This is a genomic window from Lysobacter sp. CA199, from assembly GCF_052078715.1.
Taxonomy (GTDB): domain Bacteria; phylum Pseudomonadota; class Gammaproteobacteria; order Xanthomonadales; family Xanthomonadaceae; genus Lysobacter.
On the sequence record NZ_JBQJIL010000016.1, the window covers coordinates 99884 to 122677 of the forward strand.

The window sequence follows — 22794 nt, forward strand, 5'->3', positions numbered from 1 at the left end:
GGCGTGACCGATTTGTGTCTGCGGCGGGCTGGCCCTCACCCCAACCCTTCTCCCGCGTAGTTGCATAAGCCGCCCCGCCTTCACACCATAGGCTACCCCGCACCCCGAGCACCGATGCCCGCCTCCGCCGATACGACGTCCGACGCCTTCCCCGACGCCTCTGCGCCGCCGCGCCGCTTCCGCCGCTGGCTCAAACGCGGCGCGGCAATCGCATTGCTGGCCTGGATCGCGATGGGCGTCTACCAGGTACACAAGTCGCTACCGCCCGGAGTGAGCCAGGCCGGGCCGCTGCGCACCGCGGGCAACGTCGCCTTGCTCACCGACATCACCTGGACCGACGCGCGCCAGGTCCGCCACAGCGAGCAGCACGTGTTCGACGAAACCCTGCGCCTGATCGGCCAGGCCCGACGCGTCGTCGTCGCCGACCAATTCCTGTTCAACGATTTCGGCAGCGAAGCCAGCGGCGCGCATTACCGCAAGCTCAGTCAGGAACTCGCCGACGCCCTGATCGCACGCAAGCGCGCGGTACCGTCGTTGCAGGCGGTGCTGATCACCGACCCCATCAACACCGTCTACGGCGGTCTGCCCTCGCCGCGACTGCACGCCTTGCGCGCGGCCGGAGTGGAGGTCGTCGTGACCGACCTGCGCCGACTGCGCACACCCAACCCGGCTTGGTCGGGCCTGTGGCATCTGTGCTGCAGTTGGCTCGGCAACGACGATCGCGATGGCTGGCTACCCAACCCGCTCGGCCCCGGCCAGGTCGATCTGCGCAGTTGGCTGGCGCTGTTCAATCTCAACGCCAATCATCGCAAGACCCTGGTGGTCGACGAAGGCGCAGATTGGACCGCGCTGGTCGCCTCGGCCAATCCGCACGATGCCAGCAGCCTGCACGGCAACGTCGCTCTGCGCTTCAGCGGCGCGGCGGCGTTGGACCTGCTGGCCAGCGAACGCGCGGTGGTCGCGCTGTCCGGCGGCGCCTGGCCGCGCGGGCTACCGACCGCGATCCCGCGCGAAAGCATCGTCGACACCACCTTCGCGCCGCGCGTGCAGGTGTTGACCGAAAGCAAGATCCGCGACGGCCTGCTCGCGGCCGTCGACGGCGCGCGCAGCGGCGACCGTCTGGATATCGCGGTGTTCTACTTCTCGCACCGCCGGCTGGTCGATGCCGTGGCCGCCGCGCACAAGCGCGGCGTCGGCGTGCGCGTGCTGCTCGATCCCAACGAAGACGCCTTCGGCCGCAAGAAGAACGGCGTGCCCAACCGCCAGGTCGCCGCCGAACTGCACCAGGCCGGCGTGCCGGTGCGCTGGTGCGACACCCACGGCGAGCAATGCCACGCCAAGCTGCTGCTGCGCACCGGAGGCGACGGCAAGATCGAACTGATCGCTGGTTCGGCCAACTACACCCGGCGCAATCTGGACGACTACAACCTCGAATCCAGCGCGCGCGTGGTCGCGCGGGCCGATGCGCCGGTGGCGATGCAGGCCGCGGCCTACTTCGAACAAAGCTGGAGCAACGGCGACGGCCGCGGCATCAGCACCGACTATCCCAAGTACGCCGACGATTCGGCCTGGCGCAAGGTCTGGTATCGCTTCAGCGAAGCCAGTGGTTTGTCGAGTTTCTAGCCATCCTCGTCGCGCCGCGCATCCGATGGCGCGCGCTCGGTCGCGCACTCCACCGCGTGAGCTTGCAGTCATATACGTTTCCAGACCAGGGCAGTCCTGCCGGCGCCATTGCGCATAGGTCAAACCGTAGTAACCCTGCGCGGTTCCCGGGATGGCTTCGCGCACGGCCTGCGTGCCGGCGCGACGTAAGCGCAGCCCGGCGCGCGCTCAAGCCGACGGCACAGTCAACGCCGACCAAACCGTTTCAGCGACCGAAACCGCGCGACAGATCGCAGCGGCTGCGTTTCGTGACCGCCGCCACGCGTCCGCTTCGCGGCGGCGACGCCCACGGCCCCGTCTCGCGCCCCGACACGCCGATACCGTATCGTGCGCGCATGGACGAATTCCGCTACCTGCGCGGCTACGGCGAGCGCGTGATGGACCAGGTCCGCGCGCTGATCGACAGCGGGCGGCTGGCCGAGGTGCTGCGCGAGCGTTACAGCGGCGGCCATGAAGTGCGCGACGACAAGGCGCTGTTCGAATACGTGGTCGGCCTGAAAGAGCGCTACATGCGCAAGGCTGAGCCGCTCAACAAGGTCATCTACGACAACAAGCTGCACGTGGTGAAACACGCGCTGGGCACCCACACCGCGATTTCGCGCGTGCATGGCGGCCGGCTCAAGGCGGCGCGCGAGATCCGCATCGCCACCTTGTTCCGCGACGCTCCGGCCGAGTTCCTGGAGATGATCGCGGTGCACGAGTTGGCCCACCTCAAGCACCGCGATCACGACAAGGGCTTCTACCAGTTGTGCACCCACATGAGCCCGGCGTACCACCAGCTCGAATTCGATCTGCGCCTGTACCTGACTCAGCTGGAACTTCAGGCGAAGCAAACCAAGGAAACACCATGACCGAACGCGTGCGCAGCGCGACGTTTCACCCTGCACTGCGTGGCTGCGGCCGCTGGCGATCCTGATCGCCACCGCTTGCGCGCATGCTCCGCCCGCCTCGCGGCCTCCATATGCCTGTTCCGGCGTGATCGCCTACCGGCTCGCCGACTCGCCAGGCCCGAGTGGCCACGCCCTCGCCTTCACGCCTTGGGCGTTCATGCTGAGCTCGCAGGCGCCGGGAAGTTTGTACGGAGTCGAGGAAAGCGATGTCCTGGGCCGCGGCGAGACCGACCAGGACGGCCGCGTCGTGATGACCGATGCGCAACAGCAGGCCGTGACCCGCGCCTACTGCGACACGCCGGAAAAGCTCTGGCTGGTCTACCCGGGCCAGAACCAGCGGGTCCGTTTCTACGACTTGAGCCTGGCCAGGAATCCGGACGAACGCCTGTTCTATGCCATGGTCCAGATGGGCTACATCAACGGCGAGGACTTGCCGGTTTATCGTCGCGGCTATTTCGAATCCGACGGCAAATCGGTGCTGTCCTACGCCTTGGAAGCCGAACAGGTGGCCGGCAAGGCCGCCTTGTCGAGCAAGCTGCAGGCCGCCTGGGGCGCGCAAAAGTAGCCGCCGGCGCCAACGTTCGCGCAGTCGACCGGATCGCGCCGGGCGAGCGCCGGCGGCCTCATACGTCGGTGAACGGATCGCGGCCGTAGTTGCTCGCGTAAGCGTTCTCGACTCCGGGCAGGATCTCGACGATCGCGAAATAGCGATCCCAGAACGGGGTTTCGCGCAAGGCCTCCACCACCAGTTCGTAAGCGTGATGGCTGTCGGCCTGCCATTGCCAGATGTCGGTGACGCGGGCGTTGTAGAACTCGATGTCGAAGAACTTCAAGCGCACCTGGTCGCGGTGTTTGCGCAGGATCGGCGTCATGTGCTCGGCGATCAGCTTGAAGCGGTTGTCGATGTCGAAGGCCAGCCATTCGGGCTGGGTCTTGACCAGCATGAAGACGGTCAGCGCGGCGGCGTGCCCGGCGGTCTGGATCGGTTGCGTGTCGCTCATCGGAATGCCTCTGTGGCGTTGCGGGGAATGTGCGGACACAATATGAGCGATTGCTCATATTCACTACTCGCATCCCGCCATGGCCGCCAAGCCCCGCAAGAACGCGCTGAAACCGCGCAAATCCCCGCGCCAGAGCCGCGCCGCCGAAACCGTGGCGGCGATCGTGGAAGCGGCGGCTCGCATTCTCGAACGCGGCGGGCTGCCCGCGTACAACACCAACGCTGTGGCCGAGCGCGCCGGCGTCAGCATCGGCTCGCTGTATCAATACTTCCCCAACAAGGACGCCCTGACCGCGGCCTTGATCGACCGCGAGACCGCCACGCTGCTGGCCGACATCGCCTCGGCCCGCGCCCAGGCCAGTTACGCCGAAGGCATCGCCTGCCTGGTGCGCGGCGCGATCGCGCATCAGTCGCGGCGGCCGGCGCTGGCGCGCCTGCTCGATTTCGAGGAACGCCGCCTGCCGCTGCGCGATCGCGATCTGCAAGTGGACCGCGCGGCCCAAGCCTGCCTGTCGACGCTGCTGCAACGCGCAGATGCGCCCGCCGTCGCCGGCGACGGGCATTCGCCGCCGGAGGTCATCGGGCTCGATACGATCGCGATCGTCCGGGCGATCGTCGACGGCGCCGGAGAACGCGGCGACCTGCAGGCGCAGGCGCTGGAGCGTCGCGTGCTGCATGCGGTGTTCGGCTATCTCGGAACGCCGCGCCGCGCGCGCGGCCGGGCGCGGGTTCGCCCCGCCCCGGCGACGGATCGGTGACACCGCGCCGGTGCCCTTCAGCCCAGCACGCGGACATCGCCGCGGGCCAAAACACCGACCCGGGCCGAGCCTGAACGCTTCCGAACAACCGCGAACCGGCGGACGTTGTACGATAACGGCCCTGAGCGCAAACGCCTTCGCGGGCCGCTCGGACCGGATCGCAAAGGCGCGGCGGCATCCAAGCGCCCGATCCGGTTCCCTTCCTCCCAACGACGACGCCCGACATGGATCGTTTCGAAATAGGATCGCTGATCGAGCAACGTCTTGCTCGGGCCATCGACGAATCCGGCCGCCAATGGCAGCAGGCCGCGCCGATCCATTACTTCATCGTCGACGATCTGTTGCCGGTGGAACTGGCCATGCAGATCCGCCAGGCGTTTCCGCAAACCTCGCAGATGATGCTGCGCAAGAGCCTGCGCGAGCTCAAATACATTTCCGCGCAGATGGATCGGCACGCGCCGATTCTCGAGGAAATCATCTTCGCCTTCCAGCAGCCGGCGGTGGTGGAACAGGTGCGCGCGATCACCGCGCTGCGCTCGCTGTATCCCGACGAGCATCTGTATGCCGGCGGCATCTCGGTCATGGGTCGCGGGCATTTCCTCAACCCGCACCTGGACAATTCGCACGACAAGGATCGCGAGCGTTATCGCGTGCTGAACCTGCTCTACTACGTTTCGCCGGACTGGCAGGAAACCAACGGCGGCAATCTGGAAGTATGGCCCGACGGCCCCGACGGCCGGCCGACCACGATCGTGAGCCGCTTCAACCGTCTGGCCGTGATGGTGACCAACCAGCACTCCTGGCATTCGGTGTCGACCAGCCTCAGCGACGAGTTGCGCTGCTGCGTCTCGAACTATTACTTCTCCGATCATCCCGCCGCCAGCGACGAGTATTTCCATCCCACCTCGTTCCGCGGCCGCCCCGATCAACCGGTGCGCGATATCGCCCTGCGCGCCGACGCCGCCGCGCGCGGCTGGTTGCGCAAACTGTTTCCCAAGGGCGTTCGCCCGGCCAAGCACGTTTACAACAAGGATCGCTGAGGCGGGGGGCGCGCATTGCCGCAATCCTCCTGTAGGAGCTGCGCAAGCTGCGACCAACCGAAGCTACGCACGCAAGCGCATCCCACCGAAGCCCGGACAGTCGGCAAAGCACGTCCAAGCGCTGCAGTGTTATGACCCACGCAAGCGCATCCCACCGAAGCCCAGACAGTCGGCAAAGCACGTCCAAGCGCTGCAGTGTTATGGCCCACGCAAGCGAATCCCACCGAAGCCCGGACAGTCGCCAAAGCACGTTCAAGCACTTGCGGTGCTATGGCTTCGAAGGGTCACGTGGTATTGAGTCGCTTCGGTTGGTCGCAGCTTGCGCAGCTCCTACAGCTTGTGGCCGTGGCATCTTCGAGACGTGGCAAGCACCAATCAATCGGATTTGTCTTCTTCGCGCACCATCAGCAGGGCGATCAGGGTCAGCGCGCCGGCCGCGGCGAGGTAGTAACCCACGTAGGCCAGGCCGTAGCTGCCGGCCAGCCAGGTCGCGATCGACGGCGCCAGCGACGCGCCGAGAATGCCGGCCAGATTGAACGCCAGCGAGGCGCCGGTATAGCGCACCGGTGTCGGGAACATTTCCGCCAGGATCGTCCCCAGCGGGCCGTAGGTCAGTCCCATGATCCCCAGTCCCAAGCCCAGGAACAACAGGGTGCCCCAGGCGTTGCCGCTGGCGAACAAGGTCTCGAACAACACCCCGAACGCCATCACCGCCAGGGTCGACAGGATCATCGCCAGCCTGCGCCCGCAGCGATCGGCGAACATCGCCGACAACGGGATGGTCGCGGCGAAGAACAGCACGCTGCCCAATTGCAGCAGCAGGAACTGCTCGCGCGAGTAGCCCAGCCGCGAGGTGCCCCAGCTCAGCGCGAACACGGTCATCAGATAGAACAGCACGAAGGTGGCCAACGCAGCGAAGGTGCCCGCGAGCAACGCGCCGGGATGGCGCAGCAGCACCGTGATCATCGGCGTCTTGACCCGCTCGTGGTGATCGATGGCCTTCTGGAACGCCGGGGTTTCGCTGATCCGCAACCGCACCCACAGCCCCACGAACACCAGCACCGCGCTGGCCAGGAACGGAATGCGCCAGCCCCAGGCGAAGAACGCTTCGTCGCCCATGGTGTCGGTCAGCAACAGGAAAATGCCGGTGGACAGGAAGAAACCGATCGGCGCGCCGAGTTGCGGAAACATCCCGTACCAGGCGCGCTTTCCCGGCGGTGCGTTCTCGGTCGCCAGCAACACCGCGCCGCCCCATTCGCCGCCCAGGCCCAGGCCTTGGCCGAAGCGGCACAGCGCCAGCAACGCCGGCGCCAGGATGCCGATGCTGCCGTAGGTCGGCAGCAGGCCGATGGCCACCGTCGACACGCCCATGGTCAGCAAGGCCGCGACCAGGGTCGCCTTGCGGCCGATGCGGTCGCCGAAATGACCGAACACCGCCGCGCCCACCGGCCGGGCGAAGAACGCCAGGGCGAAGGTCGCCAGCGATTGCAAGGTCGCGGTGGTCGGATCGGTAGCGGGGAAGAACAGTTTCGGAAACACCAGCACCGCGGCGGTGGCGTAGATGTAGAAGTCGAAGAATTCGATGGTGGTGCCGATCAGGCTCGCGAACAGCACGCGGGCGGGAGAGTTTGCGGAGGCCGGGACGGCTTTCGCGGAGGCCTGGACGGCTGCGGACATCGGGATTTCCGGACGGGGGACCTTGTCTTGATACCCGATCCGGGCCCTGCTCTGCAAAGCCCGCACGCACAGTCCGCGTGCGCATCCCGCATGACCCCCGCGCGCCCACTGGCCGCGGCGGGCGCGATCCGGCATGGTTGCGCGGACTCCCCCACGAGTTCGAACCATGAGCCCTGCTCCCCTCCGTGTCGCGCTGGTCGGCTACGGCTTCGCCGGCAAGACCTTTCATGCGCCGCTGATCGCGGCCACGCCGGGACTGTCGCTGGAATTGATCGGTTCCAGCGACGCGGCCAAGGTCCATGCCGACCATCCGCAAGCGGCGGTGATCGCCGACCCGCTCGCCGCGGTCACCGACCCGCGCGCCGACCTGGTGGTGATCGCCACCCCCAACCACAGCCACGCACCGCTCGCGCGCGCCGCATTGGCCGCGGGCAAGCACGTGGTGGTCGATAAACCGTTCACCCTGGATTTGGCGCAAGCGCGCGAACTCGCCGCGCTGGCCGCCGAGCACCAGCGGCTGCTGTCGGTGTTCCAGAATCGGCGCTGGGACAGCGACTACCTCGGCGTGAAGCAGGCCATCGACGACGGCCTGCTCGGCGAGGTGGTGCATTTCGAATCGCATATCGACCGCTTCCGTCCGCAAGTGCGCGAGCGTTGGCGCGAACAGGCCGGCCCGGGCACCGGGGTGTGGTGGGATCTGGGGCCGCATCTGGCCGATCAGGCGCTGTGCCTGTTCGGCCTGCCCGAGCGGGTGATCGCCAGTCTGGCGGTGCAGCGCGACGGCGCGGTGGTCGCCGACTGGGCGCACGTGGTGTTCGAATACGGCGCGCGCCGGGCGATCCTGCACGCCGGCATGCTCGCCGCCGGCGGCAGCGCGCGATTCGTGGTGCACGGCACCCGCGGCAGCCTGGTCAAGCCGCGCGCCGATCAGCAAGAAGCGCAGTTGTTGTCGGGGCTGATTCCCGGCGCGCCGGGCTGGGGCAAGGACGACGACGCCTTCGCGTGGCACGACGAACAAGGCCAAAGCGCGCTGCCCGCGCCGGCCGGCGACCAGCGGCGCTACTACATGGCGGTGCGCGACGCGGTGCTGGGTGTCGGCGCCAACCCGGTGACGCCGGCGCAGGCGGTGGCCTTGATGGCGGTGCTCGAAGCGGCGGTCGCATCGGCCGAACAAGGCCGCGCGGTGGCTCCGGCCTTGAGCGAGCACGAACGCGAGGCGTTCGCTCGCAGCTGAGCGGCGCCAGCGGGCACGTCGGCGCGCGAGCGATGTCCGCTGCGATCGTCGCAGTTCGCTTGCGCTCGCTGTAGAAGCATGAACCCGAGCGGCATCGCGCGCGGCGCGATACCGAACCGTATCGTTCAGGCGCGCAACGCATCGGCTCGCCGCGACAGGCGCTACGCACTGGTTTTTTTGCGTGCGTCGGAAACTAAACTTCCGACTTGGAAACAGCGAAAACCAAGTACGCCTGCGTATGCATCGCCTATTCGCATGCAAACGCCATAACGCATCACGCCGGAGAGTCGATGCCGCGCACATCCGCATCGCCGCGCGAGCGAAACTGCAAGCGATGAAATGCTTGCAACCGATCGACGCGCACACGCGCAGCGACGAATCGATCGCAGATCCGGCAAACGGAACTAAGCCCTGCGACTAATGCGCGATGCATCAAGGTTTCGCGCCTCGCGGGTTTTCTACTCTTTGCCCGCACCACCCACGCGGCACCGTCCTTCCCCGTTAACGACGCCGCGGCGCGATGGATGCGACACATAACCCGAACGATTCACGCCTCATCACGCTTTTAGCACGAGCCCAGCATTCGCGAGGCTTGCGCCCTGACTACAGTTACCGGAGCGGCCTGCGCCGGCTCCGTATTCCTGGGTTTCATCACAGGGCATCCGATCGAACCGACCCGCAACGGTGCGCGCGCCGTCGGCGGCGGCTGCGCGATGCCGACTGCGAACGACAACGACCTGAGCAAACCGATCGCATCAACGGATTCCATCCGCGTCTTCTCTCATCAACCGAGCAGGAAATCATCATGAATCAACGTAACCTCCGCTCCGCCCGCCTGAGCGCCGTCGCCTGCGCCCTGGGCCTGGCCTTCGCCGCCAACAACGCCGCAGCGCAAAGCTCGGAAGTGGCCAACGCCGCGGTCAAGGCCTGCGCCGTCAGCGGCAGCGTGACCGTCACCGTGCTCGGCCTCAACACCACCCTGCCGCTGCCGTGCACCGGCCAGGCGCAGCAGACCGTGGCGGGCAGCGACGAGAACAGCGCGCTCGGCGTGGATCTGGGCCTGCTCGGGCTGGTCAACGTGATCAAGCTCGACGCCGTGCACCAGCGCGCCGACTACACCCACCTCACCGGCGCCACCGCGCTGGACGGCTTCTCCGAAGCCGCCGGCCTGAGCCTGGTGCAGAACCTGGTCACCGCGCAGGGCCTGCGCGGCTCGCTGGCCTGCGATTCGCTGTCCGGCGACACCCGTCTGCGGTGCCAAGCCAGCTCGACCATCGCCGACGTGCGCGTGGCCGGCGGCAACGTCATCACCATTCCCTCGCCGATTCCGCGCGACTTCACCGTGCCGGTCGGCGGCAGCCTGCGTCTGACCGTGCTCGGCCTGCCGATCGAAGTGCCGGTCGGCGGCGCGCTGACGCTCAACCACGCCGTCGCGATCGGCGCGGGCACCCGCAACGTCACCGTGCAGCATCAGCCGGCCGCGCTGACCCTGGGCGGCAGCGTGTCGGTGGGCGGCCTGGGCCTGGTCGGCGTACGCGTGGAAGCGGTGGCCAGCCCGTCGACCATCACCGTCAACGCGAACCGCCCGGTGACGGCGGTGACCATCGACTGATCCGACGCGATCGGATCGTCGCCGCGCGCTGCGTGGCGATCGCACCTGCGCATCTCGCTCCGCATCGCCACGGCGATGCGGAGCGTTCGCGCGCGCCGGGTCATGGCCGAGCCGGCAACAGGCCGCGCAGCACCGCATCGAGATCGGTTTCGCCGCGCAGTCGCTGCGCCGGCGCGTCGGCGAAATCCAGCCAGCCCTCATTGAATCCGTCGAGCATGCGCATGCGCGGTTCGGGGTGGCGCATGCCCTGCGCGCGGAACCGGGCCTCCCACTGCGCGCGGTCGACGGTCTGCGCGAAAATATCCCGCCCCAACGCACGCGCCAACGCCACGGCGATGTCGCGCGGCGCTACCGCCCGCGGGCCTTCCAGTTCGACCACTCGCGACCGGCTCACCGGTTCGCGCAGCAATCGCGCCGCGACCTGCCCGACATCGGCGCTGGCGACCATCGGGATCGCGCGTTCGAGCGGATCCAGATAGCTCTCATACACGCCGCGCTCGCTCGCGCCGGCGATGTCCCATTCGCAATTGTCCAGAAACCAGGCCGGGCGCAGCACGCTGACCGGCATCGGCAGTTCGGCCAGCGCCTGCTCCATCAGCGTGTGCTGGCTCAGCAGGTTCTCCTGCGCGGCCTGGGCGCCGACCGTGGACAACGACACCACACGCCGTGGGCGCGCCTGGCGCAGCGCCGCGCAGACCGCCTCGATCCGCGCGCGCGCCGCGGGAAACCCGGGCTCGGGATCGAAATCCGGCGGCGGCAGCACGAACACCGCCTCGGCGTCGGCGAACGCGGTCGCCAGGGCCTGGGCATCGCTCAACTCGGCCACGGCCAGTTCGCAACCGCGTTCGCGCCAAGGGTGGCCCTTGCCTGGATCGCGCACGACCGCGCGCACGCGCTGGCCCGCGGCCAGCAGTTCCTGGGCGGCGGCGCCGCCGACGCGGCCGGTGATTCCGGTGATGACGTACATGGCAGATTCCCGTGAAGTCGAAAGCGCAGCCGGACAAGCCGCTGCGTGGACGGCATCATAGGAACCGGCGCGGGTGGACCCAAGCGCGCCAGTGTCACAAGATTGATGATCTTCAGTCACTAATCCAAACGAGGCGATCCCATGAGCGTCGACGGACGTTTGCTGGCCAACATCGGCGTACTCGCCGCGGTGGTCGAAGCCGGCGGTTTCGCCCGCGCCGCCGATGCGCTGGGCCTGACTCCATCGGGGGTCAGCCGCGCGGTCGCGCGTCTGGAATCGCGCATCGGCGTGCGCCTGCTCGATCGCACCACCCGTTCGATGACGCTGACCGACGAAGGCCGGCGCCTGTACGCGCAAGTCGGCCCGCTGATGAGCGGCATCGAGGACGCGGTCGGCCAGACCTCGGGCGCGGGCACGGCGGTGCGCGGGCGGCTGCGGGTCAACGTCGATGCGTTCTTCGCCCGGATGATGCTGGCGCCGCACCTGGGCGAGTTTCTCGAACGCCATCCGGCGCTGGAACTGGATCTGGTCACGCGCGAACAGCTCGGCGATCTGATCCGCGAGGGATTCGACCTGGCGGTGCGGTTCGGCGCGCCGCCGTCTTCGTCGCTGGTCGCGCGCAGACTGCTGCACACGCGCACCATCACCATCGCCGCGCCCGCGTATCTGGCCCGTCGCGGCGCGCCGACGACGCCGGCCGGGCTTGCCGACCATGCCTGCATCCGCATGCGCGACAGCCTGTCCGGGCAGCCGCCGACGCAGTGGAGCTATCGACGCGGGCGGCAACGGATGGAGGTGAAGATTCAAGGACGGCTGCTGGTCAACGAATTCGGCAGCATGCTCGGCGCCTGCCTGTCCGCAGTCGGCATCGCCCGGGTCAAGGCGATCGGCGTGCAGCGTTTTCTCGACAGCGGGCAACTGGTCGAAGTGCTGCCGGACTGGCACGGCGAGTCGTTCCCGCTGTATGCGCTGTACCCCTCGCGGCATCTGCCGGCGGCGAAGCTGCGCGCGTTCGTGGATTTCGTCGCCGCGTTGGCGCAGCCGGCCCCGTAAGGGATTGGAGCCGCCGACGGATCGATGATGCCGCCGGTGCAATTGCGCAAACTCGATCAAGACCGGCCCCGCGCACTGGCCCGGCGCGACCGCCACCGAGCACCGCACCGCCCCGCCCTGGCCCGGCGCGCGCCCGTTCCACCGGCTCTTCAACTCGCGCTTACATTCGGGACGCTACCTTGGCGGCATGACGAACCCTATCTGGTCGCAGTTCCAGGATCGCCGGCGATGAGCGCGCCGTGCGATTACAGCTTCGGCATCGAGGAGGAGTTTTTCCTCGTCCGCCCGCACAGTCGCCTGCTCGCCGCCCAGGTCCCCTCGCGTCTGCTCAAGCGCGCGCGCGCCGAGCTGGGCGATTCGATCGAAAGCGAACTGCAGCAGGCGCAGATTGAAATCGCTTCGCCGGTGCAATGCGACATCGCCCAGGCGCGGCGCCAGCTCGGCGAGCTGCGCCGCGGCCTGGCCGCGCTCGCGCACGAACACGGCCTGGCCTTGCTCGCCGCCGGCACCCATCCACTGGGGCAATGGCGCGAACAAAGCCAGACCGACAAGCCCCGCTATCGGCGTTTGGTCGAAGACTTCCAGATCGTCGCCCGGCGCAGCCAGGTCTGCGGGCTGCACGTGCATGTGCAGTTGCCCGACGGGATCGACCGGGTCCAGGTGATGAACCGGGCCATGCCGTGGCTGCCCTTGTTGTTGGCCTTGTCCACGTCTTCGCCGTTCTGGGACCGCGGCAACACCGGGCTGATGAGTTATCGCCAAGCCATGTACGACGAATGGCCGCGTACCGGCATTCCCGACTTCTTCGCCGACGAGGCCGAGTACGACGCCTTCGCCGCGGTGCTGCGACGCGCCGGCGCGATCGCCGACGCCGGTTCGCTGTGGTGGGCGATCCGGCCTTCGCCGAACTTCCCCACCGTCGAACTGCGCATCGCCGATGCCTGCACCCGGCTGGAAGACAGTCTGGCGATCGCCGCGCTGTATCGCTGCCTGATGCGCCACCTGTGCGAGCATCCGGGCGAAGCGCCGCCATGCAACGCCACCACCCGCCGGATCATCGACGAGAACCGCTGGCGCGCGAAACGTTTCGGCCTGCAGGCGCAGTTCATCGATGCGCAAGGCGCCACCGAACCGGCGCTGGCGCAGTTGCATCGTCTGCGCGAGCTGTGCGCGGACGATGCGCGCCAGCTCGATTGCACCCAGGCCTTGACCGCGCTGGACGACATCGTCGAGCACGGCACCAGCGCGCATGTCCAATTGTCGATCTACCGCGAACAACGGGCGAGCGGAGCCAACCGAGGCACGGCGCTCAAGGCCGTGGTCGACTGGCTGTTGCAAACCACCGTTCCCGCGCCGCCCAGCCACTGACGCCCGCCTTCCGGATGCCCGCCATGCCCTCGCCCGCCCGCAAACTGTTGATCGGCCTGTCGCCGCGCATGATGCGCAACTTGCCGCCCGAATATGGCTTCCGCAACAAGACCTTGCAATACCTCGAACAATCGATGGCGCATTGGGTCATGGCCAGCGGCGCGCTGGTGGTGATGATCCCCACCGTCGACGCCGAGGGCGCGGTCCAGGCCACCGATCTGTCGGTGCGCGACTACGCGCGCTCGCTGGACGGGCTGATCCTTCAGGGCGGCGCCGACATCGATCCGATCGCATACGGCGAGCGTCCCAGCGAACTGCTGATGACCACCGATCCGGAGCGCGACCGCTTCGAGCTGACCCTGTTGCGCGCGTTCGTCGACGCCGGCAAGCCGGTGCTCGGCATCTGCCGCGGCATGCAGCTGATCAACGTCGCTCACGGCGGCAGCCTGTATCAGGACCTGGTCGGCGGCGGCGCGACCCGCTCGCAGCACTACGTTCCGGCGCAGTACGACGAGCACGCCCATTCCCTGCGCATGCGCGAACAAGGCTGGCTGGCCTCGCTGTATCCGCAGGCCGCCGATCCGCAGGTCAATTCGATCCATCACCAGGGCGTCAAGCAACTCGGCGACGGACTGGAGGTCGAGGCCTGGTCGGAAGACGGCATTGCCGAATGCATCCGCGGCACCGGCGAGAGCTTCGTGGTCGGCGTGCAATGGCATCCGGAATTCCACGACCATCGATTCCCCGACCTGTTGCCGGGGCGGCCGTTGTTGATGGCGTTCATGGAAGCCGCGCGGCGCTTCGAGCAGGCGTTGGCGGCTTGAAGCGACACGGTTCGAATCGGTATCTCCATCGCTGTTGACGTTGTTGTTGTTGCTCCTGTTTCCGTTGAAGAGCCAAAGCGTATCCGCTGGCACAGCAGAACCACCGCTCTCAACACGAAAAAAAACGGAGGCGGCCCCGCGGCCGCCTCCGTTCCACGCCTTTCGGCGATGCGACGCCGTTCAGCCCGCGATGCAGTTGTAGCAGACCAGGGCGAAATCCTGGTCGGTGTCGTCGCCGGAGTTGGGCAGACCGTTGGAGTTGATGTCGGTCGCGCGCACTTCCACGTTGACGCTGCCGCCGTGCTGCGCGGCCTGCAGGAACACGCCTTCGTTGTTGTTGCGCGCATCGGCGGCGCCGCCGGTGACCGACCAACCGCTGGTGTTGACCACGTTGCCCAGATAGGTGCTGCTGCCGGCGGTCACGCGCAGGTCCAGATTGTTGTTCCACGCCGGCGTGGTGCCGCCCAGGCCGTGGCCCGGCGCGTCGGTCCACACCAGCATGATCCGCACCGGCTTGGTCGCATCGGCCGCGGTGAAGCGCCGCGTCCAGGTCTCGCCGCTGTTGTTGAACACATGGCTCTGATCGACGTACTGCACCGCCTGCGCCGGACGCAGCACCGGATCGATCAGCATGCGGCCCCAGCCCTGCTTGCTGTCGGGCGCGGTGGTCAACACCACGCCGTCGGCGTCGAGCTTGCCGACCAGGTTCTGCGCCACCGCGGTGAACGCGGCGCGGGTCAGCGCCGGGCTCGGCGTCGCGCCGGCGAACTTGTTGCGGTAGTACTGGGTGAACAAGGCGCTGGCGCCGGCGACCTGCGGCGAGGCCATGCTGGTGCCGCACATCAGGCCGTGGCCGGTGGCGCTGTTGGCCGAATCGATCGAACAACCCGGCGCGACGATACCCGGAATGCGCCGGCCGTCGCGCGCCGGACCGTGCGCGGTGTTGCTGGACAGATCGTTGATCGCCGCGATCTGCACCGTCGCCGAACTCTGCCCCTTGGTGGAGCCCACGGTGAAGGTGTTCTTGGCTTCGTCCGGCGAGCCCTGGCTCTGGGTGCCGCCGTTGCCGTTCATGAACGACAGCACGAAGTTCAAGGGCTGATCGCCAGCCGCATCCGGATCGGCGTCGCGCACGCCCACGTCGACCTGACGCGTATCGCCGTCGTAACCGCGCGGCGAACCCGACGGGCCCCAACTGTTGCCGGAGATGGTCGCGCGGTTGCGCACCGACTGGGTCATCAGCAACAGCATGCCGCCGGGCTGGGTGTAGAACGGCGAGTACACCTGCTCGACCAGCTTGGCGCCCGGCGCCACGCCGAGCCCGCGCAGGAAGCTGCCGGTCGACGCGGTGGCGCGGACGTTGGACGCGCCGTCGCCGGCCATGATCGCCGCGGTGTGGGTGCCGTGCGCGCTGCTGGCCGAGCCGCCGCAGGTGGTGCCGGTGCACGTGGTCATGCGCGCGGTCAGGTCCGGATGGGTGTGATAGATGCCGCCGTCGACGTTGGCGATGATCGCGCCGGTGCCGTTCACGCCCGCTCCGCTGAGATAGCTCAAATAGCCGGGCACGGCCAGATTGCTGGCGTTGACGTTGCCGGCGTTGATCTGGCTGCTCATCTCGCCGCGCAGGCCGCCGTCGGTGGGCACGGTCTGCACGCTGTACACGCCCGGCGTCTGCGCGAGCGCGGCGATGCTGTCGCCGGGCACTTGCAAGGTCTGAGTCTGCAGGCCGCGATCGACGATCTTCGCGCCGCTGCCGACATCCTTGACGCCGAGTTGGTTCAAGGTCGCGCCCAATTGGCCGCTGCCGCGGCGACTGATCACGCTGACCTCGACCGAGCCCGATGCGGCCTTGCTACGCAGTTCCGGCTGCACCTTGTACGCCGGCAGGAAGTCGCCGCTCCAACGCACTTCCGATTGCCCGGCCAGGCGCTTCAACGCGTCGCGCTTGCCCCAGGCGATGTAGGTGTAGGGATGCAGGTACTGCACCGGTTCCAACCCGGCGCTGCGCAGTTCGTCCAGCCATGCCTGCTGCACCGGCCCCTTGAACTGCACCAATCGCCAGTCCTCGCCGTCGGCGCGGGTCCGGCCCCAGGCGCTGGCGGCTTGCACGGGCTTGCTCTTGAGCGGATCGAAACGCGCTCCGCCCAGATCCAATTCGAATTCGCTCGCGGGCGCCGATGCGGCCTGCGCGAAAGACAACAACGGTGCAACGGTAAGCGCTACAGCCAAAGCCGTGAGCGGGATGCGGCGACGGTTCATGCGGTTCTTCTCCAGAAAGGTTCGGCAAGCGCCGCCCGCGCGGGGCGACGGCTGGGTGGGTTCGATCTTGGAAAACACCGGACAGCAACGTCCGTGCTGCGTGCGTCGCGGGACGCTCGCCGACACTGCGCCCTGCGGAGGATGCGCGTCCATTCGAATACGAACCGCGCTTCTAAATGATCGTTGAGGGCGATCACAGAACTTCGAACTGGTGGCTGAAGGCGTCAAACGGGTGGAAAGGCGTCGCGTTCCCTTCACATCGCCATGCCATGACGCTTTCGGTCACATCGCCACGATGCCGCCGAATGGAGATGGCTCAGCTAACCGATACGTTCTACGCGACCTTGAGCGGATGCGGTCGCGGCTCGCGCCGCTCCTACAAGTGAATTGCGCGACTGCGCGCGAGCATGCCGCGACAAAAAGAAACGGCGCCCTCAGGCGCCGTTTCTTTTGTCGACATGGGCGGGCTTATCCGGCCACCGCCGCGGTAATCACGATCTCGACCTTGAACTTCGGATTCGCCAGCGGCGCCTGCACAGTCGCGCGCGGCGGCGTGTGGCCCGGGGCGACCCAGGCGTCCCACACCGTGTTCATGCCTTCGAAATCGGCCATGTCGGTCAGGAATATCTGCGCCATCAAGATGCGGCTCTTATCGCTGCCGGCGCGCGCCAGCAAGGCATCGATCGAGGCCAGGGTCTCGCGGGTCTGGCCGGCGATGTCGAGGTGCTCGCTGTCGGGCACTTGCCCGGCCAGATAGGCAACGCCGTTGTAGACGGCCATCTCCGACAAGCGGGCGCCGACGTCGAATCGCTGGATCATGGTTCACCTCAGGGATGTGGGGCGCCCATTGTGGGTCATCGCGGCGGCGCGCACACCCCGTGCCTGCGCACGAACGCGCGGCGCCCCAGCCCGCCGGCGAATCACATCTCCGGTGTGCCGGCCTGGATGATGCGATCGCTTTCCTGCCGGTCCTCGCTGCGCTCGGCACGCAGCGCCGCATCGGCGTTGGCGCGATGCTGGGCGCGAATCTGCGGCGGCAAGGCGTCGACCTGACGATTGGCCTGCATCATCGCGCGTTCGCCCGGCGGCAACTGGCAATTGCGACTGAGTATCTCGAGTTCATCGCCGGTGCGGGCCGCGCCGCTCTGCACGTTCACCACCACCCCGAGCGTATCGCCCAGCGGTTCGAGCTGATTGCAGATCGCATCGATGGTGCCGTAGGTCCGTTCGCCGTTGCGGTTGACGATCACGAACAGATTCTCGTTGTCGATCCACGCCACCGTGCGCACGCCCTTGACGCTTTTGGCGACGATGCGCGCGTTCTCGCGATCGACCTTGCGCGCCGGATCGGCCAGGCGGATCGAGCGGTTGACGTCTTCGTTGAGCGCCTGCAAGTTCTGCTGCAGGCCCTTCTGATCGCCGCCGAGCGCCTGGCTGCGCATCTTGACCAGGCGCTCGGCGGTTTGCGCCGGATCCAGCGGCTGGCCCGCGCGTTGCGGCGGCGCCGCGGCCTCGCGTTCGGCCTGGCCGCCGCAAGCGCCCAGCAGCAGCGTCAACGCCCATACGATGGCCGTGGCGGTTCGCGTATTCGTCTCGTGTTTCATCGCTGCACCTCGCCGCCGCGCGGCCGGGGGAACCTGAGCGGGATTCGTGACGCCGGACGGGCTTGTGCCAGCGTCGCCATAGGGCGGGTTATACCCCGTTGCGGGCGCAAACGGTTGCCGCATCGCAACGCAAATGCGACCGCGGTCGCGCCGGCAGCGTACCCGCGCGGCGGATCGCGCGATTTCCCCGCGGCCCACGCCCTTTTCGCGACCGCTGCCCGGATTCATCTTTAACCTCGCCGTTACAGTCGCCCGCAGCTCGAATGACAGCGCTGCCATGCCCGCCGCCGACGCGGCACGTCCGGATATCGCACCGGTCGCGGCACGACGGCCTGCAGGGTGGCCATAACGATTAGATCGCCACACATCGCAAGCAACGCATCGTCGCCGTCGCGCGGCGCGCGTAGTCCCGGGGGGATCGAGAGCCCACACCCTGAGGATACGAAATGAACGCACGCTTCCATTCGCGCCGAGCCGGCGCTTGGGCCGCCAGCCTGTTCGGCCTGCTCTGCGCCCCAGCCGCCCTGGCCGGTCCGCAAGTCCCCTCGATCGATTCGGCCGACGGCTACGGCGCCGCCGCGGTCGCGCCGACCGCGGTCTGCAACTACGTCGATTGGACGCGCGGGGTGAACTACACGCTCGGCACCATCGTGCGCTACCCGCCCAACGGCCAGTACTACAAGCTGGTCAACGTCGGCACCAACGGCAGCGACGGCACCGACCCGACCATCAGCACCTGGTACTGGCAACCGACCACCTGCGACAACACCAACCCGCCAGCCGGCGGCTTCGTGGTCACCGAAGCGCAGTTCAACCAGATGTTCCCCAACCGCAACCCGTTCTACACCTACGCCGGACTGGTCGCGGCGATCCGCTCGTATCCCAACTTCGCCAAGGAAGGCGGCGACACCATCGCGCGCCAGGAAGCGGCGGCGTTCCTGGCCAACGTCAACCAGGAAACCGGCGGACTGGTGCATATCCGCGAATTGAACCAGGCCAACTGGGACCACTACTGCCAGCCGCAGGGCAGTTGCGGCGGCAAGCAGTATTACGGCCGCGGCCCGATCCAGTTGAGCTGGAACTACAACTACGCCGCCGCCGGCAACGCGCTCGGACTGGACCTGCTCAACAACCCAGACTGGGTCGCGACCAACTCGGCGATCTCCTGGCAGACCGCGCTGTGGTACTGGATGACCCAACGCGGCGGCGCCAGCAACACCCCGCATCAGGCGATGGTGAATCTGCGCGCGTTCGGCGAAACCATCCGCGCGATCAACGGTGGGATCGAATGCAACGCCACCGGCATCGGCCATCAGCAGATGCTCAACCGCGGCACCTACTACCGCAATTTCGCTGCGGTTCTGGGCGTGGCGCCGGGCAATAACCTGACCTGTTGATGCACTTGCATGCCCGGCCGCGATGTCGCGGCCGGGCATTCGCTATCGATGCGATACCCGTCTCGGCCGCGCGCGCCGATCGTTCACATGTCGAACGCCGCGCAGCCCAGCTCCTGGGTGCCCTGCTGCTCACCCGGCCGCACGAAGCGGATATCGGGCATCGGCACGTCCTCGCTCGGCGGCGCGGTCGCCACGCCCAGGCGGTAGTACTCGCGATAGATCTCCGGCAACGGCGCCGCGCCGATCGCCGCGCGCGCTTGCTCGGCGCTCGCGTCGACCACCACCGCGAAAGTCGCGCCGCTACCGAAGTCGTAATCGATGCGCCGCACCGGCAGCCCATGCAGACGAATCGGCCGGCCCGGCGTCAGCGTGCCGCCGCCGACACCCACTTCGCCGATCAAGCTGTCCGCGCTGACGCTTACTCCGGCCTCGCGCAAACGTCGGCCGAAATCGGCCTGCTGCACATCGGCGACATAATCGCCATTGCAATCGGCATTGGCGCCGACCCAGGCCGCGAAATCGAACGTGGCCGGCGTCGCGGCCGGCGCCTGGGTCCGCGCAGGCTCTTGCTGTCGCTCGCCGCAAGCGCATAACGCCAAGGCCCATGCGGCAAGCATCGGTGCTGCGATCTTCGCCTTCATCCCGGCCTCTCCGTCTGCGCGGCCAGCCTACTCCAACGCCGTGGCGGACGCAGCGGCCCGGCGGCGGCGCGGCCCCGGTCAGGGCACGGTCAGGGCACGGTCAGATAGTAAGTAAACGTCTTGTCGTGACCGATCGTATTGGTGCCGTGCACGATCAACGTATGGCGTCCGGGCGAGAGCGGCTTGAACATCATGAAGAAGCCGTCGACCACCGCCGGTTGCCAGGCGCCGGTGATGCAGCCGTCGAAGGGCAGACGCAGACTCGGGTCGCCCTTGATCGCGAACAGATTCTCCGAAGCGTAGCGATAAGCGAAGACATCGCGGATCGGCCGCCCGTCCAGGCTGACTTCCAGGCGGTTCACCGTATCCATCGCCGCGGCCGCGTCGGCGCGCAGGAACTCGTACAGACTCTGCCCCGGCGCGGGTTCGAAGTCGGGATCGGGACACGGATAGCTGTCGACCACCGCGCCGATGTAGAGCAGCACCGACTTGCCGCGCGGAATGCTGCACTGGCGGGTGCCGCTGAACACCGGCGGCCCGGCGATGCGGGCGATGTACCAGACCGGGCCGTGCTGATCGACCGCGCAGTTCGCGCCGGTCGGATCGAACAAGGGACTGCGATCGTAGGGTTGCGCATACACCCATTGCGACGCGGTTTCGGCCCAGGTCGACATGCTTTTTCCGAACGGGCTGGCATCGCGCGGATACAGCACGCGCTGGTTGGAATGATGTTCCCCGCCGGCATGGACGGGCACGGCGCCGGCGCAGGCGGCGGCTAAGGCGATGGCGAGAACTTGCGCGATTCGACTGGCTTGCATGGCTCGACTCCTGGATGGACGGTTCATGGAGACGGCCTCGCGCGAGCGCGGTGCGATCGCATCGCGCGAAGTCAGGACGAGGGCGCAAACACGGCCTGCCGCGGGCGCGGCAATGCCGCGGCGGCAACGAGCCGATTGCGAACGAAACAGGCGTTCGCGGCCCTCGACGTCCAAGCTAGAACCGTGGACGCGGGATTACTCGCTGATTTCGGACAAGGTCGTCCGGCGACGCCGCGACGCGGCGCGCCGGCGCCATCGATCGTCGATCGCACGGCCGCAAACGATGCGGCGGTTGCACGCCAGACTTTTCAGCCCGCGGCGAGCGGGCCCGCCGCGCCGGATCGCATCACTGCGGAACCATCAGGCACGCACCGCTGCCGTTGGGCGGCGGTTGTTGCGGAAATTCGCGTTCGGGATAGACGTACACCGGCGAGGTGGCGATGAAGCCATCGGCGAAGGCGAACTCGACGAATGCGGCCGACCAGCCGGTCGCTGGTTTGCTCAACGCCGCCTCGACACCGTTGCGCGCGATCGTCACGGCCTGTTCGCGATAACGCACGCCGCAGGCGAAGCGGAAGTCGCGTCCCGATGCGTTGTCGGCGACCCACAACTTGGCGCTGACCGGCCGCTCCGACACTCGCGCACGCAGGCTCAGCCGGCCGCCGCGCTCGCTCAGCCGCGAATCGACTTGCGGCAGCGATTGATGGCGGTTGAAGCGCCGCAAGGCCGGAATCAGGGTCTCGCGCATATGCCGGCGGATGCCGCCGTGATCGGAGTTGGGCGCCGCGCGCAGACTGGTCGCGCCGGGCAGATCGTCCAGGTACAGCCGCTGCGCATCGGCCGGGAAGAAATCGTCGCCGCTGGCGTTGACCAGATACTTGGGAATGCGCAGCCGCTGGCGATGGCGCGTGCTCAGATACGCATACGGGTCTTCGATCTGCATCAGTTCGACGAATTCCCGATCGCGGTAACGCGTGGTCACGCCTTCCTGGTGATACGGCGTCAAGGCGATCGGCCAGCCGCCGCCGTAGGTCTTGTTGATGTGCTCGATCAGCTTGGCGATGCGCATGTCGATCACGTACGACACCAGCCCCTGCACCCGCGAATCGCCGATCGTGGTCAGCCACGCGGCCCAGGCGCGCTTGGACGCGCCGGTGACCACGAACGAGCGCACCCGCCACGCGCCGAGCTCGCGTTCGGCCAGATCCATCGCCCGCACCGCGCTTTCGGCCATCGGCACGTGCAGAGGCAAGGTGGCGTTGGCCGCCGAAGGCTCGTTCATGAAACGGCGCCAGGTCGCGGCGACCAGCACGTCCTCTTTCTTCGGCGGCTCGCCGGGCAGAGTCAGGTACTGATTGGGCGCATCGGACACCGAGACCACGATGGTCTGAGTGGCCTTGGCCACTTCCAACACCAGGGCTTCGTCGAAATCGGTCGGCGGCTTGACCGGTTCGCTGCCGTTGGCGCGGTTGCTGCCGTTGTTGATCACCAGCAAGGCCGACTTCGCCCGCGCCACCTGGGGAATGTAGATGTCGACCTGATGCGTCCATTCCTCGGGCACCGCACCGCCGGTTTCCGGCCAGCGCTGCGAATACAGGCGGTAACTGCGTTTCTGCGCGCCGTCCAGTTCAGTGCGGCCCAGGCTTTCGTAGCGCAGCGGGATGCGCGACTGGCGCTTGCGATAGTCCGGCCAGGCCTGGCTGTAGTCGTGGCCGCGATGGCTCTGAGTTTGCGCTTGGATCGCCGTATCGGGCGACGGCGCCGCGGCCTGCGCCGCTGCGCACAGCAATCCCAGGGCGAGCGTCAGGTACTGGAGGCGTTGCTTGATCACGACCGCGTCCTCGGTAAGTTCGGCGACCACCCAGGATAGACCGCGATGGACCGCGCCGGCGCGCGCGCACCCGGAAACCACGCGATTCGCGATGGCGTTCGCAGCTTGCGGCGCCGGCGCGCGGGGCCGGGCTCGTTCATCTCGCCTGCGTGGCCGTTC

20 protein-coding genes are annotated in these 22794 nt (G+C 67.6%); 11 read left to right on the forward strand and 9 right to left on the reverse strand.

The window, feature by feature from the left end; genetic code table 11:
- Positions 1-114 precede the first annotated feature (114 nt).
- The 3 genes from ACTOWJ_RS26295 (at position 115) to ACTOWJ_RS26305 (ending at position 3117) form a co-directional block, all read left to right on the forward strand.
- Positions 115-1623 carry a phospholipase D-like domain-containing protein gene (locus ACTOWJ_RS26295; protein ID WP_441337580.1) on the forward strand — a complete coding sequence of 503 codons (1509 nt, stop codon included), beginning with the start codon at positions 115-117 and terminating at the stop codon, positions 1621-1623.
- 374 nt (positions 1624-1997) lie between these two features.
- Positions 1998-2513 (forward strand): YgjP-like metallopeptidase domain-containing protein, encoded by a 516-nt coding sequence (locus ACTOWJ_RS26300; protein ID WP_441337581.1) that lies wholly within the window; start codon positions 1998-2000, stop codon positions 2511-2513.
- A 196-nt stretch (positions 2514-2709) separates the two neighbouring features.
- Positions 2710-3117 carry a hypothetical protein gene (locus ACTOWJ_RS26305; RefSeq protein ID WP_441337582.1) on the forward strand — a complete coding sequence of 136 codons (408 nt, stop codon included), beginning with the start codon at positions 2710-2712 and terminating at the stop codon, positions 3115-3117.
- A gap of 58 nt (positions 3118-3175) precedes the next feature.
- On the opposite strand, the gene ACTOWJ_RS26310 is transcribed toward ACTOWJ_RS26305, so the two are convergent.
- Positions 3176-3553, reverse strand: a complete 378-nt coding sequence (locus ACTOWJ_RS26310) for a darcynin family protein (protein WP_441337583.1) — start codon at positions 3551-3553, stop codon at positions 3176-3178.
- A 79-nt stretch (positions 3554-3632) separates the two neighbouring features.
- Here ACTOWJ_RS26310 and ACTOWJ_RS26315 point away from each other — a divergent pair, with 79 nt between their 5' ends.
- The gene (locus ACTOWJ_RS26315; protein WP_441337584.1) at positions 3633-4310 is read left to right on the forward strand and encodes a TetR/AcrR family transcriptional regulator; all 678 of its coding nucleotides are present in this window, start codon (positions 3633-3635) and stop codon (positions 4308-4310) included.
- Positions 4311-4534: 224 nt separating this feature from the next.
- A complete protein-coding gene (locus tag ACTOWJ_RS26320; RefSeq protein ID WP_441337585.1) occupies positions 4535-5350 on the forward strand; it encodes a 2OG-Fe(II) oxygenase in 816 nt (271 codons plus the stop codon).
- A gap of 375 nt (positions 5351-5725) precedes the next feature.
- Here the strand turns inward: ACTOWJ_RS26320 and ACTOWJ_RS26325 are convergent, their stop codons facing one another.
- The gene (locus ACTOWJ_RS26325) at positions 5726-7027 is read right to left on the reverse strand and encodes an MFS transporter (protein ID WP_441337586.1); all 1302 of its coding nucleotides are present in this window, start codon (positions 7025-7027) and stop codon (positions 5726-5728) included.
- Positions 7028-7193: 166 nt separating this feature from the next.
- On the opposite strand from ACTOWJ_RS26325, the gene ACTOWJ_RS26330 reads away from it, so the two are divergent.
- The gene (locus ACTOWJ_RS26330) at positions 7194-8261 is read left to right on the forward strand and encodes an oxidoreductase (RefSeq protein WP_441337587.1); all 1068 of its coding nucleotides are present in this window, start codon (positions 7194-7196) and stop codon (positions 8259-8261) included.
- An 805-nt stretch (positions 8262-9066) separates the two neighbouring features.
- Positions 9067-9873: a hypothetical protein gene (locus ACTOWJ_RS26335; RefSeq protein ID WP_441337588.1), complete on the forward strand. Its 807-nt coding sequence runs from the start codon at positions 9067-9069 to the stop codon at positions 9871-9873.
- Between the two features lie 100 nt (positions 9874-9973).
- On the opposite strand, the gene ACTOWJ_RS26340 is transcribed toward ACTOWJ_RS26335, so the two are convergent.
- Positions 9974-10840: an NAD(P)H-binding protein gene (locus ACTOWJ_RS26340; protein WP_441337589.1), complete on the reverse strand. Its 867-nt coding sequence runs from the start codon at positions 10838-10840 to the stop codon at positions 9974-9976.
- Positions 10841-10981: 141 nt separating this feature from the next.
- Between ACTOWJ_RS26340 and ACTOWJ_RS26345 the strand changes: the two genes are divergently transcribed.
- The 3 genes from ACTOWJ_RS26345 to ACTOWJ_RS26355 all read left to right on the forward strand — a co-directional run bounded on the left by ACTOWJ_RS26345 (position 10982) and on the right by ACTOWJ_RS26355 (position 14085).
- On the forward strand, positions 10982-11893 hold the full coding sequence (locus ACTOWJ_RS26345) for a LysR family transcriptional regulator (protein WP_441337590.1): 912 nt from the start codon (positions 10982-10984) through the stop codon (positions 11891-11893).
- A 228-nt stretch (positions 11894-12121) separates the two neighbouring features.
- Positions 12122-13261: a carboxylate-amine ligase gene (locus ACTOWJ_RS26350; RefSeq protein WP_441337591.1), complete on the forward strand. Its 1140-nt coding sequence runs from the start codon at positions 12122-12124 to the stop codon at positions 13259-13261.
- Positions 13262-13284: 23 nt separating this feature from the next.
- Complete coding sequence (locus ACTOWJ_RS26355; protein WP_441337592.1) at positions 13285-14085, forward strand: gamma-glutamyl-gamma-aminobutyrate hydrolase family protein; 801 nt, start codon at positions 13285-13287, stop codon at positions 14083-14085.
- A gap of 180 nt (positions 14086-14265) precedes the next feature.
- Here the strand turns inward: ACTOWJ_RS26355 and ACTOWJ_RS26360 are convergent, their stop codons facing one another.
- The 3 genes from ACTOWJ_RS26360 to ACTOWJ_RS26370 all read right to left on the reverse strand — a co-directional run bounded on the left by ACTOWJ_RS26360 (position 14266) and on the right by ACTOWJ_RS26370 (position 17948).
- A complete protein-coding gene (locus tag ACTOWJ_RS26360; RefSeq protein ID WP_441337593.1) occupies positions 14266-16344 on the reverse strand; it encodes a S8 family serine peptidase in 2079 nt (692 codons plus the stop codon).
- A gap of 468 nt (positions 16345-16812) precedes the next feature.
- Positions 16813-17163: a RidA family protein gene (locus tag ACTOWJ_RS26365; protein WP_441337594.1), complete on the reverse strand. Its 351-nt coding sequence runs from the start codon at positions 17161-17163 to the stop codon at positions 16813-16815.
- Between the two features lie 101 nt (positions 17164-17264).
- A complete protein-coding gene (locus ACTOWJ_RS26370) occupies positions 17265-17948 on the reverse strand; it encodes a hypothetical protein (protein WP_441337595.1) in 684 nt (227 codons plus the stop codon).
- 446 nt (positions 17949-18394) lie between these two features.
- On the opposite strand from ACTOWJ_RS26370, the gene ACTOWJ_RS26375 reads away from it, so the two are divergent.
- On the forward strand, positions 18395-19345 hold the full coding sequence (locus tag ACTOWJ_RS26375; RefSeq protein WP_441337596.1) for a glycoside hydrolase family 19 protein: 951 nt from the start codon (positions 18395-18397) through the stop codon (positions 19343-19345).
- Positions 19346-19428: 83 nt separating this feature from the next.
- Here ACTOWJ_RS26375 and ACTOWJ_RS26380 read toward each other — a convergent pair whose 3' ends face one another.
- The 3 genes from ACTOWJ_RS26380 to ACTOWJ_RS26390 form a co-directional block, all read right to left on the reverse strand.
- The gene (locus ACTOWJ_RS26380) at positions 19429-19986 is read right to left on the reverse strand and encodes a hypothetical protein (RefSeq protein ID WP_441337597.1); all 558 of its coding nucleotides are present in this window, start codon (positions 19984-19986) and stop codon (positions 19429-19431) included.
- Positions 19987-20075: 89 nt separating this feature from the next.
- The gene (locus ACTOWJ_RS26385) at positions 20076-20804 is read right to left on the reverse strand and encodes a hypothetical protein (RefSeq protein WP_441337598.1); all 729 of its coding nucleotides are present in this window, start codon (positions 20802-20804) and stop codon (positions 20076-20078) included.
- A 346-nt stretch (positions 20805-21150) separates the two neighbouring features.
- Complete coding sequence (locus tag ACTOWJ_RS26390) at positions 21151-22635, reverse strand: PhoPQ-activated pathogenicity-related family protein (RefSeq protein WP_441337599.1); 1485 nt, start codon at positions 22633-22635, stop codon at positions 21151-21153.
- Positions 22636-22794 lie beyond the last annotated feature (159 nt).

Excerpts from the sequence above, each read along its gene's own strand:
- ACTOWJ_RS26310 (WP_441337583.1), bottom strand. The coding sequence starts at position 3,553 with ATGAGCGACACGCAACCGATCCAGACCGCCGGGCACGCCGCCGCGCTG.
- ACTOWJ_RS26365 (WP_441337594.1), bottom strand. The coding sequence starts at position 17,163 with ATGATCCAGCGATTCGACGTCGGCGCCCGCTTGTCGGAGATGGCCGTC.
- ACTOWJ_RS26345 (WP_441337590.1), top strand. The coding sequence starts at position 10,982 with ATGAGCGTCGACGGACGTTTGCTGGCCAACATCGGCGTACTCGCCGCG.
- ACTOWJ_RS26300 (WP_441337581.1), top strand. The coding sequence starts at position 1,998 with ATGGACGAATTCCGCTACCTGCGCGGCTACGGCGAGCGCGTGATGGAC.
- ACTOWJ_RS26360 (WP_441337593.1), bottom strand. The coding sequence starts at position 16,344 with ATGAACCGTCGCCGCATCCCGCTCACGGCTTTGGCTGTAGCGCTTACC.
- ACTOWJ_RS26385 (WP_441337598.1), bottom strand. The coding sequence starts at position 20,804 with ATGCAAGCCAGTCGAATCGCGCAAGTTCTCGCCATCGCCTTAGCCGCC.
- ACTOWJ_RS26320 (WP_441337585.1), top strand. The coding sequence starts at position 4,535 with ATGGATCGTTTCGAAATAGGATCGCTGATCGAGCAACGTCTTGCTCGG.
- ACTOWJ_RS26340 (WP_441337589.1), bottom strand. The coding sequence starts at position 10,840 with ATGTACGTCATCACCGGAATCACCGGCCGCGTCGGCGGCGCCGCCGCC.
- ACTOWJ_RS26295 (WP_441337580.1), top strand. The coding sequence starts at position 115 with ATGCCCGCCTCCGCCGATACGACGTCCGACGCCTTCCCCGACGCCTCT.
- ACTOWJ_RS26325 (WP_441337586.1), bottom strand. The coding sequence starts at position 7,027 with ATGTCCGCAGCCGTCCAGGCCTCCGCGAAAGCCGTCCCGGCCTCCGCA.
- ACTOWJ_RS26355 (WP_441337592.1), top strand. The coding sequence starts at position 13,285 with ATGCCCTCGCCCGCCCGCAAACTGTTGATCGGCCTGTCGCCGCGCATG.
- ACTOWJ_RS26330 (WP_441337587.1), top strand. The coding sequence starts at position 7,194 with ATGAGCCCTGCTCCCCTCCGTGTCGCGCTGGTCGGCTACGGCTTCGCC.
- ACTOWJ_RS26350 (WP_441337591.1), top strand. The coding sequence starts at position 12,122 with ATGAGCGCGCCGTGCGATTACAGCTTCGGCATCGAGGAGGAGTTTTTC.
- ACTOWJ_RS26305 (WP_441337582.1), top strand. The coding sequence starts at position 2,710 with ATGCTGAGCTCGCAGGCGCCGGGAAGTTTGTACGGAGTCGAGGAAAGC.
- ACTOWJ_RS26335 (WP_441337588.1), top strand. The coding sequence starts at position 9,067 with ATGAATCAACGTAACCTCCGCTCCGCCCGCCTGAGCGCCGTCGCCTGC.
- ACTOWJ_RS26370 (WP_441337595.1), bottom strand. The coding sequence starts at position 17,948 with ATGAAACACGAGACGAATACGCGAACCGCCACGGCCATCGTATGGGCG.
- ACTOWJ_RS26380 (WP_441337597.1), bottom strand. The coding sequence starts at position 19,986 with ATGAAGGCGAAGATCGCAGCACCGATGCTTGCCGCATGGGCCTTGGCG.
- ACTOWJ_RS26375 (WP_441337596.1), top strand. The coding sequence starts at position 18,395 with ATGAACGCACGCTTCCATTCGCGCCGAGCCGGCGCTTGGGCCGCCAGC.
- ACTOWJ_RS26315 (WP_441337584.1), top strand. The coding sequence starts at position 3,633 with ATGGCCGCCAAGCCCCGCAAGAACGCGCTGAAACCGCGCAAATCCCCG.